The 15,733-nt window shown below is 43.2% G+C and carries 16 protein-coding genes; 9 read left to right on the top strand and 7 right to left on the bottom strand.

The window, feature by feature from the left end:
* Window positions 1-23: 23 nt before the first annotated feature.
* Together ACSC9N_RS14265 and msrA are read right to left on the bottom strand one after the other, a co-directional pair.
* Entirely contained in the window at window positions 24-284 is a 261-nt protein-coding gene (locus ACSC9N_RS14265; protein ID WP_005403706.1) for a glutaredoxin, read from the bottom strand.
* A gap of 3 nt (window positions 285-287) precedes the next feature.
* Window positions 288-761: a peptide-methionine (S)-S-oxide reductase MsrA gene (gene msrA, locus ACSC9N_RS14260; protein ID WP_005403707.1), complete on the bottom strand. Its 474-nt coding sequence runs from the start codon at window positions 759-761 to the stop codon at window positions 288-290.
* Between the two features lie 138 nt (window positions 762-899).
* Between msrA and ACSC9N_RS14255 the strand changes: the two genes are divergently transcribed.
* From ACSC9N_RS14255 to ACSC9N_RS14245, 3 genes are all read left to right on the top strand, one after another.
* Window positions 900-1,835 (top strand): AraC family transcriptional regulator, encoded by a 936-nt coding sequence (locus ACSC9N_RS14255; RefSeq protein ID WP_002123001.1) that lies wholly within the window; start codon window positions 900-902, stop codon window positions 1,833-1,835.
* Between the two features lie 2 nt (window positions 1,836-1,837).
* Window positions 1,838-2,578 carry a hypothetical protein gene (locus tag ACSC9N_RS14250; protein WP_005403709.1) on the top strand — a complete coding sequence of 247 codons (741 nt, stop codon included), beginning with the start codon at window positions 1,838-1,840 and terminating at the stop codon, window positions 2,576-2,578.
* Window positions 2,579-3,789: 1,211 nt separating this feature from the next.
* Window positions 3,790-4,434: a HEPN domain-containing protein gene (locus tag ACSC9N_RS14245; RefSeq protein WP_010325917.1), complete on the top strand. Its 645-nt coding sequence runs from the start codon at window positions 3,790-3,792 to the stop codon at window positions 4,432-4,434.
* Window positions 4,435-4,496: 62 nt separating this feature from the next.
* Here ACSC9N_RS14245 and ACSC9N_RS14240 read toward each other — a convergent pair whose 3' ends face one another.
* Window positions 4,497-5,687 (bottom strand): MFS transporter, encoded by a 1,191-nt coding sequence (locus ACSC9N_RS14240; protein WP_010325918.1) that lies wholly within the window; start codon window positions 5,685-5,687, stop codon window positions 4,497-4,499.
* A gap of 1,064 nt (window positions 5,688-6,751) precedes the next feature.
* On the opposite strand from ACSC9N_RS14240, the gene ACSC9N_RS14235 reads away from it, so the two are divergent.
* The 6 genes from ACSC9N_RS14235 to ACSC9N_RS14210 all read left to right on the top strand — a co-directional run bounded on the left by ACSC9N_RS14235 (window position 6,752) and on the right by ACSC9N_RS14210 (window position 12,619).
* Window positions 6,752-7,879: an NAD(P) transhydrogenase subunit alpha gene (locus ACSC9N_RS14235; protein WP_005400772.1), complete on the top strand. Its 1,128-nt coding sequence runs from the start codon at window positions 6,752-6,754 to the stop codon at window positions 7,877-7,879.
* Window positions 7,880-7,890: 11 nt separating this feature from the next.
* Window positions 7,891-8,214 carry a proton-translocating transhydrogenase family protein gene (locus tag ACSC9N_RS14230; RefSeq protein ID WP_004692331.1) on the top strand — a complete coding sequence of 108 codons (324 nt, stop codon included), beginning with the start codon at window positions 7,891-7,893 and terminating at the stop codon, window positions 8,212-8,214.
* A 3-nt stretch (window positions 8,215-8,217) separates the two neighbouring features.
* Complete coding sequence (locus ACSC9N_RS14225) at window positions 8,218-9,672, top strand: NAD(P)(+) transhydrogenase (Re/Si-specific) subunit beta (protein ID WP_010325919.1); 1,455 nt, start codon at window positions 8,218-8,220, stop codon at window positions 9,670-9,672.
* A gap of 97 nt (window positions 9,673-9,769) precedes the next feature.
* Window positions 9,770-10,471, top strand: coding sequence for an XAC2610-related protein (locus ACSC9N_RS14220; RefSeq protein WP_010325920.1), 702 nt, complete (start codon window positions 9,770-9,772; stop codon window positions 10,469-10,471).
* Window positions 10,472-10,656: 185 nt separating this feature from the next.
* Window positions 10,657-11,994: an ammonium transporter gene (locus ACSC9N_RS14215; RefSeq protein WP_010325921.1), complete on the top strand. Its 1,338-nt coding sequence runs from the start codon at window positions 10,657-10,659 to the stop codon at window positions 11,992-11,994.
* Window positions 11,995-12,010: 16 nt separating this feature from the next.
* A complete protein-coding gene (locus ACSC9N_RS14210; protein WP_010325922.1) occupies window positions 12,011-12,619 on the top strand; it encodes a hypothetical protein in 609 nt (202 codons plus the stop codon).
* Between the two features lie 47 nt (window positions 12,620-12,666).
* Here the strand turns inward: ACSC9N_RS14210 and rsfS are convergent, their stop codons facing one another.
* The 4 genes from rsfS to ACSC9N_RS14190 form a co-directional block, all read right to left on the bottom strand.
* Window positions 12,667-13,071, bottom strand: a complete 405-nt coding sequence (rsfS, locus tag ACSC9N_RS14205) for a ribosome silencing factor (protein WP_004692321.1) — start codon at window positions 13,069-13,071, stop codon at window positions 12,667-12,669.
* Between the two features lie 75 nt (window positions 13,072-13,146).
* On the bottom strand, window positions 13,147-13,941 hold the full coding sequence (locus tag ACSC9N_RS14200) for a hydroxypyruvate isomerase family protein (RefSeq protein WP_010325923.1): 795 nt from the start codon (window positions 13,939-13,941) through the stop codon (window positions 13,147-13,149).
* 15 nt (window positions 13,942-13,956) lie between these two features.
* On the bottom strand, window positions 13,957-14,832 hold the full coding sequence (locus ACSC9N_RS14195; RefSeq protein WP_010325924.1) for an NAD(P)-dependent oxidoreductase: 876 nt from the start codon (window positions 14,830-14,832) through the stop codon (window positions 13,957-13,959).
* A 34-nt stretch (window positions 14,833-14,866) separates the two neighbouring features.
* Window positions 14,867-15,655, bottom strand: a complete 789-nt coding sequence (locus tag ACSC9N_RS14190) for a crotonase/enoyl-CoA hydratase family protein (protein ID WP_010325925.1) — start codon at window positions 15,653-15,655, stop codon at window positions 14,867-14,869.
* Between the last annotated feature and the right edge of the window lie 78 nt (window positions 15,656-15,733).

The raw sequence follows: 15,733 nt of genomic DNA, 5'->3' as shown, positions 1-15,733 counted from the left end.
TCCTTTATTTTAGGGTTCACTCTTTAGCTATCAATCCACGAGAAGAAGTCTGTAGCACTACCAATGAATTCTCCATCCACAAAAACTTGCGGTACAGTTTGGAGATTTGTTCTTTCCTTCAACTCCAGGTAAGTCTTCGGATCGTCGTCTACGCGAATTTGTTTGAAATCGACCTTTTCAGCAGTTAGGTAATTCTTCACGCGTGCGCAAAATGGACAATGGTCTTTCGTATAAATAACAACATTCTTAAGTGCTTTCATTTTTTCCTCGTTCATTTGGTTCATGATTTAGTCTCTTTCAAAATGGCAAGAGTATCCGCTGGGATTCCTCTGCAAATAGTTTTGGTGATATGCCTCAGCGTCGTAGAATTCTTTTTCCAGGGTGACGGTCGTGACCACTTCATTCTCGAAGCGACCGATCTCATTGACCTCATCAATCACGTTTTCGATAATCGCTTTCTGTGCATCGTCACGATAGAACGCTGCCGAGCGATACGAAGTGCCAACATCATTTCCTTGGCGATTCTTCGTAGTCGGATCATGGATTTTGAAAAAGTAATGTAGAATCTCTTCGAGAGATATTTCGTCTTGGTCGTATTCCACGCGAACCGCTTCGGCGTGCCCCGTTTTCCCTGTTATAATATCGGCGTAGGTAGGATCATCAAAATCTCCGCCAGAGTAGCCCACCTTCGTTGACGTCACACCGTCCAGACTCCTAAGGAGGTCTTCGAGACTCCAAAAACACCCTCCGGCAACGATCACATTATTTATTTTTCATAAAGCCTCCTTGGTTTTTATCTATTTACTAATGGAACTGAATTTACAGCATGTAAAATAGATATAACATGCTCAATAGTTCGTATAATGTGACTTATTAGACAGTTTACGTAGGAGCTATATATGGATGTTCTCAGTGAAATTTTAGATAAGGTAGAGCTTACTAGCAGCTACTGGTATAGAACCTCATTTGCGGGAGACTGGGGCATCAGCCTCCCGCAGGAAGAGAATCTAGCGAGATTTCACATCGTGACTCATGGCGAGTTTTGGTATGAGGTGCCAAAACTTAAACTTAAAGCATTGGCGGAGCAGGGCGATATTTTGATCTTTTTCAAAGGGATGGAGCACACCATGGCCAGTGCACCAAAAATCAAGGCCGAGCCTGCGGTCGAATTTAGAGCTAAAGCCAACCTCACCGAAGCTCAAGTTTTGGAATACGGTGATCAGAGCAAGCTCAAAGCCAACGTCGTTTGCGGACATTTTTGTTTTAATGGCGGACCCGATCATCCATTCTTAAATTCGCTGCCAAATGTCGTGCATATCAAGAGTGCTGATAACTCCCACTCGCCTTGGCTTGCCATGCTTTTAAGTATTATAGAGCAGGAAGCAAAATCAGGGCTTCCTGGAAGCAACACGTTAGTCAGAAAGCTGACCGAAATTATCTTCGTGCAAGCGTTAAGAATCCACATGTACAAATCCAATAAAAATGCTGGATTCTTCAAACTGATCGAAAATCCGCAACTCAGCAAAACCTTGGAAGCTATTCATCATAGTCTCGATAAAAAATGGGGTCTTGACGATCTCGCCGGGATTGCGGGGATGTCGCGTACGAACTACAGCGTCAAATTTAAGGAGCTGTCAGGCATGACACCTCTTGATTATTTAACCTATTGTCGGCTTGAAAAAGCAAAGCAGCTGCTTAAAGAATCCGGTAAGTCTGTTCCCGAAGTGAGTGAAGCCATTGGGTATCCGGCACATGAACACTTTCAAAAGTTGTTTAAGAAAAAAATTGGCAAAACTCCTAGCGCGTACAGAAAAGAAAATTCTGAAAAGGTGTAAAAATGAATATCTATAACTCTCCTGTTACCAAAATAGCTTTCTGGGTCATAGTCATTGGTGGTGCGGCTTGCCTGCTTATCCCTTTGTTTGCACCTCTTCTTCCGCTGCAATATTTGAAAGGTTATGGCGAAATAGGAGATGTTCTTGGAGGTATTTCAAGCCCATTTCTACAAATTCTGGGTTCAGTGCTTCTCTTTCTGGTGTTAAAAGCTCAGATTGACGCTAATGGCATCCTCCATCAGCAAATCGAAAAGGAATATACGAAGGAGCAACTGAGGCACGAGTTGAATCAGCTTCACGAACTTTATATGTTCGTCGAAAGAAACATTAAAAATTTTAGCTACGATCAGGAAAAGATGATTGATGGCAAGTCGCAAATGATCCTTTTGCATTCCCGGCGAGCGATTAAATGTTTCATTGAGGATCTAGAGAGCTTAGATGTTGATATTCACAAAGATGACGACATTTTAAGGTTCGACGGGGTTAAAGAAATTATGAGCATTTTGAACAGCGTTGACCTATATTTCGACAAAATCAAAGACAGCGAGATTGCACCTTATCATAAGAGTTTTTATAAAACGCTTATGCAGCACGAACTTCTCTTCAGCGTTTTTCCTTATCAAGATCTCGACAATCAAGCGTACCTAAAACAAGAGCATTGCCCAGAGTGTGGTGAATATCATGCAAATTATCCGCCACTGATTTATGACCGGTTACAGAAAATTAAAAAAAGTTTCTCCTGATGTATTATGGATATTTATTCGGTATCGGTCCTACCAAAAAGCTATTTGTAGTATCTCGAGTACGTGCTGTGGTGTAGTAATTCCAATCTTAGAAAACTCAAAGCTTATTCTGAAACTATCGGAATTGTCGGTTGGGTGAGACTTAGTCGCCCCGTAAAGCCTTATCGGGGCGGCAAAGATAACTTTTTATATCACTGCTATTGATGACGTCCTTTGTTTACTAAAGTTGTAAGCCCTTATTCTTTGTTTTAGACCTTCAACCACTCCGGGCTTGTCACTAGGAGAGTCCCCTTGGCTAACCTTAGCCGTCAGATCGTATTCAGCGATTTCTAGCCGGTCCCCCTGAATCATTTTACGCCAACCGTTCCACAACTTAGGGTCAAGCTCTTCGGTACGCCAACCATCGGTCGGTTCGCTCCGACTCGCTAAAGCCAGATCCCTGATTTGGTTCTGGAGCGTTAGATCGTCAATCATTGTTTGGGAGTGAGAATGTTGAGGGATTAAGTTTTGATACAAAAGATTAAACTTACACCAATTTTACGCCATGGAATTTTAATATTTTTATAAATTATTGATATTTAATATATATTTTAAATTTATTGTCCAATCCATCATCGGGGCAACACTGATTCGTGGAGATTGAGGGGTTTCAATGGTTTTGTCAGTATTCATTAAAAAATCAGGCTCTTGATCAGTGTTTATCCGCTTTTGTCTGCAAAGACATGGTGAACAACCTATGTCTTAGAGCGGAAGCGGTGCAAAGAAATATGTGGGAAATTACATGAAAATCAGATGTCGCAAAGCCAAAGCGTCAATCCATTTATTGAGCAAGATACAGCACAATGTAATGAGCTGAAATGCATTCATTACCGATAGGAGGATCTTTGGGAGTGGACGAAAAATGAAACTCGATGCTTCATTTTATTCAGGTATTTCCGATAGCACGCAATACTATCACAAAAATGGAATACATTCATTGAGAGATATTATCTGCTTTTATCAAGCTTAGAACTTATAATTAATGGTAAGAGGAGCAGCCAATATTCATTAGATACATTGAAATATAGAAAACAGAATGTTTTTTTCGATAGAACATTCACACTGAACTAGCGGGATTTATCAATCACTATGGTCCTAGCAGGATTAAATTGAATTTAGCTTAATCATTCAGTATGTTGAATACATAGAAGAATAAAGTATAGGAAAAGCCGATGTTGCTTTTAGAAGAAATTTTTAAAACTAAAAAAGTACAACAGAGTGATGAGTTTAATCTGAGAATACATCGCGGGCTGAGTTGGTTGAAGCAGGCATTACTGCTCGATCATGATTCCGATTTACAATTTATCAGCCTCTGGATTTCCTTCAATGCGATATATGCACAAGACTTGGGGCAAAGTCAGGACAAGCAGAGTTTACGTCAGTTCTTATATTTAATTTGCCAGCATGATGCCGATCATAGAATTTATAGTATTTTATGGGACAAGTTTAGTCAGCCTATTCGTATGCTCTTAGACAACCAATATACCTATCAAGGGTATTGGGACTATCAAAATAAGAAAATTGGTTTAGAAGTCTGTAAGGCTCAGCTTGAACAAGAAAAGAAGAAAGTGGCGAAAGCGTTACAACAGAAGCATTCGGTTGATATTTTACTGGTACTGTTTAACCGTTTATATACCTTGAGAAATCAGTTGATGCATGGCGGTTCAACCTATAAGAGTTCGTTGAACCGCAAGCAGCTACAAGATGGCTGTCAAATTTTATCGGCTTTGCTGCCCGCATTTTTGTACATTGCTTTGGAAAATGCCGATAGCCTCGATTTGGGGAAACCTTTTTATCCCGTGGCTCAGGTCAGTTAGAGCTAAAAAAGTAGTGTCCAAATAAAAAGACAGTTTACTCAGTAAACTGTCTTTTTTGAGGGTTAAGCAATACCATGTCTTTTGCTATATAGGGTATCCAGCAGAGCAAAGACACCTGCCATCATCACCAGTGTAATACCGACTAAACACGTACTGCTCCAGCCGCCGTGATGCCATGCATAGACACCTAGCGCCGAGCCACACGCACCACCGATAAAATATAAGGTCATATAGATGGAGTTCACCCGAGACTTCGCATCGGGGCGTAAACGGAAAATCACGTTTTGGTTACAACTGTGTGTGGTTGCAAGCCCTAAGTTAATCAGTGCATAACCGATGATGTAGCTGATGAGTGAACTCCCGCCTAAATATAGGAACACCCAACTGAGGGCTAACGTCCCGCAGCCGACCCAAGTCAAAAGCAGGGTATAACCGCGATCGGCCCATTTACCAATCCACTGAGTGGAGAGTGCACCAAATACGCCGACTAAAGTTACCACGCCGACTAAAACATCCGAAAGTTGAAATGTCTCAGAGGTTAAAAGTAGGGCAATGGTTGAAAACAGCATACTCATGGCAGCAAAAGCAAATCCACCCGTGATTGAGCGAAACACCAAACGAGGCTCTTGTTGCAGCAGACTCCCCATGGACTTAAAAATGTCGAAATAGGTGATTTTGAGTTTTGGTAGTTGAGGCAGTTTTCCTTTCATCAGAAGGGCCAAAGCAAACATGGCGATGCCACTCAGCACATAAATCATTTTCCAGTGCCATAAGTCTGAGAGTAATCCAGCCACACTGGTCGACAGTAAAATCCCGACCAATAAGCCACTCATGAGGAAACCGACGACTTCTCCCGTTTTTTCAGGTTTGACTGCCACCGTGGCCAGAGGAATCAGCACTTGTGCTGCGACAGAAAAGAGTCCTGTAATAATGGTGCCTAGCCAGAGCATCGATAAGTTGGTGGATGTTGCACAGATAAACAGTCCAGCAGATGCGCCAAACATCAGGAATGGAATCAGTTTGGCTTTGTTCAACATGTCGCCTAAGGGCACAATGAACAGTAAACCCAAAGCATAGGAAACTTGCGCAAAGGTTACGGTCAAAGCCACTTGTTCTTCTGGCGCTTGAAAGCTTTGCTGAATAGAGGAAATCAAAGGCTGGCAATAATAGTTTGCCCCTGCACATAAGCCACAGACAATTGCCATCAGCCAGAGCAGAGATTTATCTCGACTGATGTCGAAAGAAGTATTCATAATGAGCCTTTGATGAGGGAGTATTTTTTCAGAAAGACGTTTACATCGTGCTTGAGCTAAATAGATGCATCGTTTCAGAAATTGTATACGAAGCTGAGGTAAAAGCCTAAAACAGGCGAGAAATGACCGCATAAAAAAAAGCGTCGGAGATGAAGACACAGAAAATAGCATGACCTGTTCTCAGGAGAGCATTTTCGTCCAATACAATCAAAAAATGATGATGTTTCGAATTTCCTGTCAAAAAATGATGAAAATCTTTAAAAAATTCTGAACGCACCCGTCTATTTTGTGTGAAATTGTTGCATTCGATCATTTTTACTCATGAAGCACACCAAGCATTTGGGGCTGATTGCTGAAATATTCATCTATTTAAAGTATTTTTGCTCAATTGTGGTGCATTTTTGCTTAACCCTAGTGTGCCAATGCACGCCATTATCATCCCATAAAATATGAAAAAAACATTTTTGTTGGTCGTTCCGCGTTTCAGATCTACTTAAACGTGATCAATCCCTCCTCGTATTTTTAGATGATCCATTTCAAATAAACGTTTTAGTTAGACTAAATTTTGCACATTGGCATTTTTGATCGATGAAAAATAGGAACAGGCCAATTCTAAGCTTTTGCAAATGGGGCAAAACTGTCATTCAAGTCAATGCCTGCAAAGTTTGCGCGACGGCAGATGGCAAAGCTCGATGAATGACAGGTTCGGGTTAATGTGAACGTGGTGGATCATATTCTTGGATTGGTCAAAAAGATCAATACTGCGGAATTAAAGGACTTGGTTTTGTACAAAAAAAGTGCAGATTTTAGTGTAAAAAAATCTGTAGCTCAGAATTTGAATAGAAATAAATCAATTTTTAAGCGGATTCAAAGTAAATAAACGAGATATCACCCAATATTTTTTATGAATCACCAGTTCAGTATATGGGTATTTATTAAATAAATAGTGGGTGGTATTTTAAAAAAGTTTCATTAGAATCCAAAAATTCATAAGAACATCCTGTGAGAAAACATTGCCTAATCGGTGATGTTTACTTTAAGAAAAACTAGCTTGAGGGACGCTCATGCAGATCGGAATTCCAGCCGAAACTGTCGTCGGTGAAAATCGTGTAGCCGCAACGCCAGAAACGGTAAAAAAGTTGATCAGTGCTGGTCATAGTGTAGTGATTGAACGTAGAGCAGGCGTGAAAGCTGCTTATATCGACAGTGCCTATGAGCAAGTCGGTGCTACGCTGACAGATGATGCCTATACTGGTAGCCAAATGATTTTGAAAGTACGTGCCCCTCAGGGTGCTGAAATTCAAAAGCTTGCGCCAAATACATCGGTTATTGCCATGTTTGACCCGTACCGTAATACGGAGCTTGATCAGTTTGCATCACAACACGTGTCTGCATTTGCTTTGGAGCTACTGCCACGAACTTTATCTCGTGCGCAGAACATGGACGTATTATCTTCACAAGCCAACTTATCAGGCTACAAGTCAGTGCTTCTTGCTGCGGCAGAGTACCAGCGCATGTTCCCAATGTTGATGACGGCTGCGGGTACTGTAAAACCTGCACGTGTCGTGATCATGGGTGTCGGTGTTGCAGGTCTACAAGCGATTGCGACAGCAAAACGTTTGGGTGCTGTGGTTGAAGCAACGGATTTACGTCCGACGGCGAAAGATCAGGTGGAGTCTTTGGGTGGCAAATGGTTAGACGTACCTATGTCAGCGGAAGAACAGCAAAAAGCAGCCGATGCTGCGAAAAATGGTTATGGCTGGATGCCAGGTGAAGACTATATCCGTGATCAAGCCATTATTGTGGATAAAGCTGTATCGAATGCTGACATCGTGATTACCACTGCACTTTTACCAGGTCGTAATGCGCCACGTCTGATTAAGGCGGAAACGGTTGCCAAAATGAAACCAGGTTCAATCATCCTTGATATGGCGGTTGAAACAGGCGGTAACGTTGAAGGTTCTAAGAATGGTGAAAATGTTGTGACTGACAACGGTGTGACCATTCTAGGGATTCCAAACATTCCGTCTACGGTTTCAACTGAAGCTTCTGCTTTGTATGCACGAAATGTCTTGAACTTCTTAGATACTTTATTTGATGCAGAGAAAAATTTTGCTATCAATCCTGAAGAAGAAATTCAAAAAGCCCTTCTAGTAACTCATGGCGGTCAAGTACTGCTGAAGCGTGGTTAAGGAGATAGATCATGGTTGAAACAATTACAATTTTCGTCCTTGCCATCTTTGTAGGCTACTACGTCGTGTGGGGCGTTACGCCTGCACTACATACACCGCTTATGGCAGTAACCAATGCGTTATCATCGATCATCGTGGTCGGTGCAATGATTCAAACTGTGGGGATTCCTGCAATTGGTGTTGATGCGAATGTTGCATTCCAAAGTGTGAATGTGGTGAGCATCTTAGGTGCAATTGCGGTGTTCTTAGCAAGTATCAATATTTTCGGTGGCTTCGCAGTAACAGCGCGTATGCTTGAAATGTTCAAGCCAAAGCAAAAGAAAAAAGAGGGCTAATATATGGAATTCATTCGAGACTATGCGGATTGGTTCTACCTGATTGGTGCTGTCCTCTTTATCTTAACTTTACGTGGTTTGTCTGGCCCGAAGACGGCAATTCAAGGTAACCGTTACGGCATGATCGCAATGGCGATTGCTGTAGTGACCACCTTCTTTGTGGCAGATCATCCTGTGATTTGGATGATTGGCGGTGCGATGGTGCTGGGTGCGATAGTGGGTATTGCCCGTGCGCGTACTGTACCTATGACGCAGATGCCTGAAACGGTCGCATTGATGCACTCTTTGGTGGGTCTGGCTGCGGTATTAATTGCAATTGCGGCAATTCTACATAACAACCAACTGACTGCATTATTTGCACAAAATGAAGCAGCATTAACTGCTGCGGGTGTGCAACATGCACACATGAGTAAGGTTCATTTATTTGAATTGTTCGTGGGTTGTTTCGTTGGTGCGATTACCTTTACAGCGTCTGTATTCGCTTATGGTAAATTGGCTGCGAAAAAATGGGCAAAAACCATTTCTGGTGCATGGGTTAAACCTGTACAAGCACTGATTTTCCTTGCAATGTTGGCGTGTGGTGTGTACTTCTTCACCACAGGCAACATGAATGCATTCTGGGCTATGACTGTACTTGCACTTGCATTCGGTTGGGTGTGGATTGCACCAGTTGGCGGCGGTGATATGCCAGTGGTGGTATCGCTATTGAACTCCTTCTCTGGTTGGGCAGCAGCAGGTATTGGTTTCACACTTGAAAACAATATGTTGATCGTTGCGGGTTCACTGGTGGGTTCTTCAGGTGCGATTCTGTCTTACATCATGTGTAAAGCCATGAACCGTTCAATCATCAACGTTTTGTTTGGTGGTGCAATGGGCGGAACTGCGGTAGCTGCTGCGGACAAAGGCCAGCAAGCACAGCGTAACCACCGTTCTGGTTCAGCAGATGATGCAGGCTTCTTGATGTCGAATGCAGACAGCGTTGTGATCGTACCTGGTTATGGTATGGCGCAAGGTCGTGCGCAAAATGCGGTAAAAGAACTGTGTGAAATCTTAAAAGAACAAGGTGTAAAAGTACGCTTTGCGATTCACCCAGTAGCTGGTCGTATGCCGGGTCACATGAACGTACTCTTGGCTGAAGCAGATGTCGCGTATGAAGACATTTTAGAGATGGATGAGATTAACTCTGACTTCCCTGCAACAGACGTGGTGCTTGTGATTGGTGCGAACGACGTGGTGAACCCTGCGGCAAAAGATGATCCAACATCTCCAATCTATGGCATGCCAATTCTTGAAGCGCATAAAGCACGTACCATTATGGTCATCAAACGTTCTATGGCGACAGGTTATGCAGGTCTAGACAACGATTTGTTCTATAACGAAAAAACCATGATGATCTTCGGTGATGCGAAGAAAGTGGTTGAAGATATGACCAAAGCAATCAATGGTGGTGGACACTAATTCTCCTCCTAGAGTGTATAAAGACCACCTTCGGGTGGTTTTTTTATGTTTGCAGCTTTTGCTAAGATGATGTGTATCTTTTCAATAAGAAAACAAGATGAACATAAATCAGATCTGGTTTCAGGTGTTGCTGATCTTTGGTGGGTTCGTTTTGAGTCAATCAGCACTGGCTCAAGTCTTCGAAATAAAAAATGCATCGAAGCACTATGATGTAAAAATGATGACGAACTGTTCGGACAGTAGCTGTGATGGACAAGCCAATATTGATCTTTACCTAAAAGGGACAACACAGCACTTTCAGCATTTTTCCTCGGCTGAATTGACTATGGATCTGGACGAAACTGACAAACCATCTGTCAATGTGGTGCAGCTTTATGGTGAGCAAAGTGCCGTGATTTTTGCCGACTTTAATTTTGACGGCAGTGAGGATGTCGCCATCCGTAATGGTAATTATGGTGCTTATGGCGGGCCAACTTACGATGTTTATGTCTTTCATCGGACTAAAAATAAATTTGTGCTGAGTCAGGAGTTATCGGCCTTAACTCATGAAAATTTGGGCATGTTTGAGGTCGATCCAAAACAGAAAAGAATCTTAACCTTCAATAAAAGTGGATGTTGTTATCACATCCGTTCGGAATATATCGTGATTCCTAAACACGGCTTGAGTTTAGTCAAAGAGTTTATTGAAGATGCAACAGTCCAAGCGGGAAAGGTTAAAGTGACGGAGCGAACGCTGAATCGTGGTCGATGGATAGAGAGGGTCCACTATTATGCTGTGGATGAATACTATAAAAACTAAAAGCCATGTTTTAGCAATTAGCTTATAAATTCATTTTGACCTCTTGTATGGTGTATCGCTTTTTCACCTTGTTTAAATCGCTCCATTTATATTGGCGAACATAGATCATTTTTAAATATCTATAAGGTGTTGAAACACTGGCATTGATTTTGCAATTGAGATGAATAATCTTTGGGGGATTATTCATGAAAAAAATAAAATACTTACTCTTCTTTGTGTGCTGTATTGCCTTACCCAGTTTTGCCGCAGAGTCCCTGCCAACACAGACTCAAAATATTCAAGAGATTCGCCTCTCGCTTGACAGTGTCTGGGTGGTGCTGGGTGGCATCTTGGTATTTTTCATGCAAGCAGGTTTTGCCCTGATTGAAAGTGGTTCGGTGCGCTCTAAAAACACCATTAATGTACTCATGAAAAACTATATGGATGCGTGTTTAGGGGGCTTGGTGTTTTGGTTGATTGGCTTTGGTTTGATGTTTGGTGTCAATTCGAGTGGCTGGATAGGAACCTCACATTTTGCCCCCAATGCCATGGATGACTGGCACTGGAACCTCTTGTTCTTTCAAATGATGTTTGCTGCCACAGCCACGACGATTGCCAGTGGGGCGATGGCTGAGCGGATTCACTTTGTGGCGTATATCGTGAGTGCTGCGGTGGTCAGTGGTTTGATCTACCCGATTTTTGGTGCATGGGCTTGGGGGAGCTTATTTGATGGCGAAGGTTGGCTAAAAGCCATGGGTTTCATTGACTTTGCAGGTTCAACGGTGGTGCATTCGATTGGTGGATGGGTGGCTTTAGCCGGAATTATTGTGTTGGGGCCTCGTTTAGGGCGGTTTGGGCGCAATGGACAGGTCCATTACTTGGCAGGACATAATTTACCGTTGGTGGCGCTAGGCGGTTTTGTTCTATGGCTGGCATGGTTTGGTTTTAATGCGGCCTCTACTGTGAAGGCGGATGTGAGTATTGGGCGGATTGCCTTGAATACGCATTTGGCGGCGTGTGCTTCGGCAGTTGCCTATATGGTTTATACCCTAATATGTGGTAAAGCAATTTTAATGCGCGGCACCATTAATGCCTCCTTGGGTGGGCTGGTTGCAATTACGGCGGGCTGTGCAACCATGAGTCCACTGTATGCCATCATCAGTGGGGCGGTTGCAGGTGTGTTGGTCAGTATTTTACCAGTGGTGATGGAAAAACTCCGCTTGGATGATGTGGTCGATGCGGTGACTGTGCATGGTTTTTGTGGGGCATGGGGCACATTGGCAGCGGGTTTGTTTTTTGAAAACAATAAGTTTAATGCGGGGATCATTGCGGTACAAGGCTTGGGGATTTTGACAGCCTTTGCGTGGGGTTTTGGTGTGGCATTGATCGTCTTTAAAGTCTTGGACCTCGTTCTTGGTGGTTTGCGGGTGAGTAAACAACATGAACAACGTGGCTTGGACTATACCGAACATGCAGAACTGTCTTATCCCGAGTTTCAGCGTGATGTGACGTTTGAAACTGATGATATGACCAAACGTCATTAATGAAAGAGGATAGCTCATGTCGACTGAAACATTAACTATTTTACAAAAACGCCAAGCGATCGAGCGTGGACTGAGTCAGTACTTACAAGGAACACTTTTAGAGCAAGTATTGAATCACTGGGAAGCGAAATATGGTGATCAACCCTCCTTTGTCCTGAATCGTTTTTTGAGTGAAATTTGCACCACAGAAGAATTACGTTACTTTCGAAAAGACATGCTCAAAAATGTCTTGGCAGAGATGGCCCAAGTTGAAAAACAAGTGTTGTTGAACCCATCTGCAAAAGCATCGAAAAGCGAACAAGGGGGAGCAGCGTTATTCGATGCATTGACGTTTTTTATGCAAAATATCTGTCAAGCAGTCAAAGCCGTTGATGTGCAGGAGTTTGAGCGTGAGGTGAAAACGCAGCTAGATGCTTTATCCATTGTGATTGATAGATATCAGGCCTTGGATGATCGAGCAGTACTTGAAGCTTTGCCCATGACTCAATATGCGCAGGTCTTGACGGTCTGTTATGAAAATTATTGTGAATTTTATGGTCCAGCAAAAGCAGATCAACTCTATGCCCATGTGAAGCGCCAAGTGAAAGAGCGTTACCCAATGGTCGATATGCATCGCTTAATTTAAATAAAAATAGACATAAAAAAAGCGACCTTCAGGTCGCTCTTTTCATATTAGGCTACAGTTTCTTCTGGGGCTGCACGCCAAAGGCTTTCTAGGTCGTAGAAACGACGTGCTGTTGGCAACATCACGTGCACAACAACAAAGCCAAGATCAATCAAGATCCATTCTGCATCACGTTCGCCTTCGACACCGAGAGGGCGAAAACCTGCTTTACGTGCTTCTTCAGCAACGTTATCAGCAAGTGCTTTGATGTGACGCGTTGATGTACCGCTTGCAATCACAATTGCATCAGCGACGTTGCTGATTAGGCTGACATCAATCGCTAAAATATCTTTTGCTTTTACATCTTCAAGGGCTTCATGTACAACTTTTAAGCAAGCTTGTACGTCGGCAGCTTGGGTATTCATTGCGAAATCGTGAGAATTAGAAGCGCTGGGCGATGGTTCTAAATTCATAAAGGGAATTTTTCCGGACAATAACTCATCTTATAATATAGCGTTTTTAGGCGAAAATTTCAAATCCGCAACAGTTCAACTTTGAGGATGTGTAGCAAAGTATTTTGCCTTCCATGCAAAGGACTGAGTTGAAACAGTTTTTGGTCGATATTCAGCCGCAATAAAACCGTCATAACTGCTGTGTTGTAGCCATTCAAAAATATTTGCATACATAATTTGTGCGGTATCTGGCTCATGCCGCCCCGGACAGTCTGCAAATTGGATGTGACCAATATCTTGAATATTTTCTTGTAGCCCTTGCAACACATCTTCACCCATCATGGCCATGTGATAGCAGTCGTATTGCATTTTAAGTGCAGGGTGTTGTACTGCTTCTAACATTTCCTGTGCTTGGGCAATATTTTGTACTAAGAAGCGTGGCATATCTGTGCCGTTGATCATTTCAAAGACAGGCTGAATGTCATGTTCACTGAACATATGGCAGGCCAGTTTCAGGTTTTTAGACAAGGTATTTAAACAGGGCAGTAGGTCGGCATCTAGGGGTTGTTTGCCAGCAAGGATATTCACACTTGGCACTTTGAGTGCGCTGGCATATTGCACTGCTAACTGAAGAGCGTGATGAAACTCTAGCTCTTTGCCGGGGACACCTGCGAGTCCATTGCCACCAGTCATTAAGTCGCCCGCAGGAACGTTAATCAGGCAGAGACTTAAGTCATGAAGCGTAAGCTGAGTTTGAATTTGTTCAATGCTAAGTTCGTAGGGAAATTGGATTTCCACATGTTTAAAGCCAACGGCTTGAGCCAAAGCAAAACGCTCAAGCAGCGGTACTTCGGTAAAAATCATGGATAAATTTACAGCAAGTTTGGACATGATTTTCTCCTGATTTTATTTGGCTTGTTGTTCTACTTGTAATATGACTGAGGCAAGATCAGCTTCAGCATAGCCTTGTTGTTGGTGTGCTTGCAATTGCTGAAGTGCTCGCGCTGCAACAGGAATGTCGAGTTGGTGCTGCGCAGCAAGCTGCACGGCATTGTTCAAGTCTTTAGACAGGGTTTGAACTTTCCACTGTACGGGCTCAAATAGGTGAGTCGCCATACGTGGACTTAAAATTTGAAAGGGTTTCGAATCGGCAAAACCGCCTGCAAGCGCAGGTGCAAGTAAGCGAGTGTCCACGCCAGCTTTGGCTGCTAAAGCAACCGCTTCTGCAATCAGCGTGCTATTGGCTGCCACAATCAGTTGATTACAAATTTTGGTGGCTTGTCCTGTTCCAGTGTTGCCCATACAGGTGACACGTTGCGACAAGATATTATAAATCAAAGACAAGTCTTGAATCGTCTGTGCATCGCCACCAGCAAAGATGACCAGCGTACCTTGTTCCGCACCGATAGTTCCCCCTGAAACAGGTGAGTCGATCCATTGCACCTGTTTTTGTTCGGCACGTGCTGCAAGGCTCAGGGTTTGCTCCACCGAAAGACTGGAAAAGTCGATAATCACTTGCTTCGCCGTCAAAAACGGTTCGATTTGTTCATAAACGCTGAGTGCGGCTTTGTCGTCCGCTAAACAGGTTAGGATTACAGGATAGTCGGCAATATTCTGTAGCGTTAAGTCTGTCGCCCCTAAATCAATGAGTGCATCGCAGGCACTGCGGGTGCGGTTCCATACAGCGACCTCGAAACCCGCTTGAAGTAAGCGGGTGGCCATACGGCTGCCCATGAGTCCCATGCCAAGAAATGCAATTTTAGTGTGTCGATCGAAACTCATGGGACCCTCTTTGATTGTCAGTGCTTAAATACTGTTATTTGTATTGGCGTGGTAGATACTGCGCGTCGGGTTGTTTATCTTTTTTACGTGCGATTTGGCTATTTTTACCTAACAGTAATTTGAGCTGCCAAATTTTTTCCAAACGTAAGGATTTTTTAGGCTTATGCTGCATGGCATCCAACACATATTTTGAGGCCATGAGTGCATCTGGTGAGCGTTGTAACATTTCTTCTGCAATGGCTTGGGCTTTAGCAAGCGGTGATTCATCAAGATGTGTGACTAAGCCGATTTCTTTGGCATAAGTTGCATCGAAAATACGTGCCGTAAGCGTTAACTCTTTGGCAAGATCTAGTCCGATCAAACCTTTCAAAGAACGCGTCAGTCCCATATCAGGAACCAGTCCCCAACGGCTTTCCATAATCGACATTTTGGTTGCAGGGTGTGCGACACGAATGTCTGCCGCTAAAGCCAGTTGCATACCAGCGCCAAAGCAAAATCCTTCAATCGCGGCAATCACAGGAACAGGCAGTTCTTGCCAAATTAGGAAAGCTTTTTGAAAGAGGCTTTGTCCAGGTTTGATCAGTTCCCATGCGGCATAGGCGCGATTCTTCGGATTGTTCAAATCGGCAAGATCAATGCCTGCACTAAAGACTTGCGCTTCACCAGTGAGGATGACACAGCGAATGCTGCGGTCTTTTTTAATTTTTTCAGCAGTTTTAACCAATTCGCGTAACAAGTCGAAACTCATCGCATTGCGTTTATCTGGACGGTTAAGTGAAACAGTGGCAATGCCGTTTTTGTTTTCAATGCGAAGTAAAGCCATGATGAGAACTCTTATTTTTTGCTCGCACGGAGCATAGCATAGCTCTCGTACGGATAAATGACACCAAGAGTCACGTCA

Origin of the sequence: Acinetobacter sp. PC34 (assembly GCF_051789135.1) — a bacterium.
Lineage (GTDB): Bacteria > Pseudomonadota > Gammaproteobacteria > Pseudomonadales > Moraxellaceae > Acinetobacter > Acinetobacter johnsonii.
Note: the sequence above shows the minus strand (reverse complement) of the source record. Positions and strands in the feature narration are given on the sequence as shown.

Bases quoted from the DNA above. Each gene is read 5' to 3' on its own strand.
- ACSC9N_RS14265 (WP_005403706.1), bottom strand. From the start codon at position 284: ATGAACCAAATGAACGAGGAAAAAATGAAAGCACTTAAGAATGTTGTT.
- ACSC9N_RS14255 (WP_002123001.1), top strand. From the start codon at position 900: ATGGATGTTCTCAGTGAAATTTTAGATAAGGTAGAGCTTACTAGCAGC.
- ACSC9N_RS14250 (WP_005403709.1), top strand. From the start codon at position 1,838: ATGAATATCTATAACTCTCCTGTTACCAAAATAGCTTTCTGGGTCATA.
- ACSC9N_RS14245 (WP_010325917.1), top strand. From the start codon at position 3,790: ATGTTGCTTTTAGAAGAAATTTTTAAAACTAAAAAAGTACAACAGAGT.
- ACSC9N_RS14240 (WP_010325918.1), bottom strand. From the start codon at position 5,687: ATGAATACTTCTTTCGACATCAGTCGAGATAAATCTCTGCTCTGGCTG.
- ACSC9N_RS14235 (WP_005400772.1), top strand. From the start codon at position 6,752: ATGCAGATCGGAATTCCAGCCGAAACTGTCGTCGGTGAAAATCGTGTA.
- ACSC9N_RS14230 (WP_004692331.1), top strand. From the start codon at position 7,891: ATGGTTGAAACAATTACAATTTTCGTCCTTGCCATCTTTGTAGGCTAC.
- ACSC9N_RS14225 (WP_010325919.1), top strand. From the start codon at position 8,218: ATGGAATTCATTCGAGACTATGCGGATTGGTTCTACCTGATTGGTGCT.
- ACSC9N_RS14220 (WP_010325920.1), top strand. From the start codon at position 9,770: ATGAACATAAATCAGATCTGGTTTCAGGTGTTGCTGATCTTTGGTGGG.
- ACSC9N_RS14215 (WP_010325921.1), top strand. From the start codon at position 10,657: ATGAAAAAAATAAAATACTTACTCTTCTTTGTGTGCTGTATTGCCTTA.
- ACSC9N_RS14210 (WP_010325922.1), top strand. From the start codon at position 12,011: ATGTCGACTGAAACATTAACTATTTTACAAAAACGCCAAGCGATCGAG.
- rsfS (WP_004692321.1), bottom strand. From the start codon at position 13,071: ATGAATTTAGAACCATCGCCCAGCGCTTCTAATTCTCACGATTTCGCA.
- ACSC9N_RS14200 (WP_010325923.1), bottom strand. From the start codon at position 13,941: ATGTCCAAACTTGCTGTAAATTTATCCATGATTTTTACCGAAGTACCG.
- ACSC9N_RS14195 (WP_010325924.1), bottom strand. From the start codon at position 14,832: ATGAGTTTCGATCGACACACTAAAATTGCATTTCTTGGCATGGGACTC.
- ACSC9N_RS14190 (WP_010325925.1), bottom strand. From the start codon at position 15,655: ATGGCTTTACTTCGCATTGAAAACAAAAACGGCATTGCCACTGTTTCA.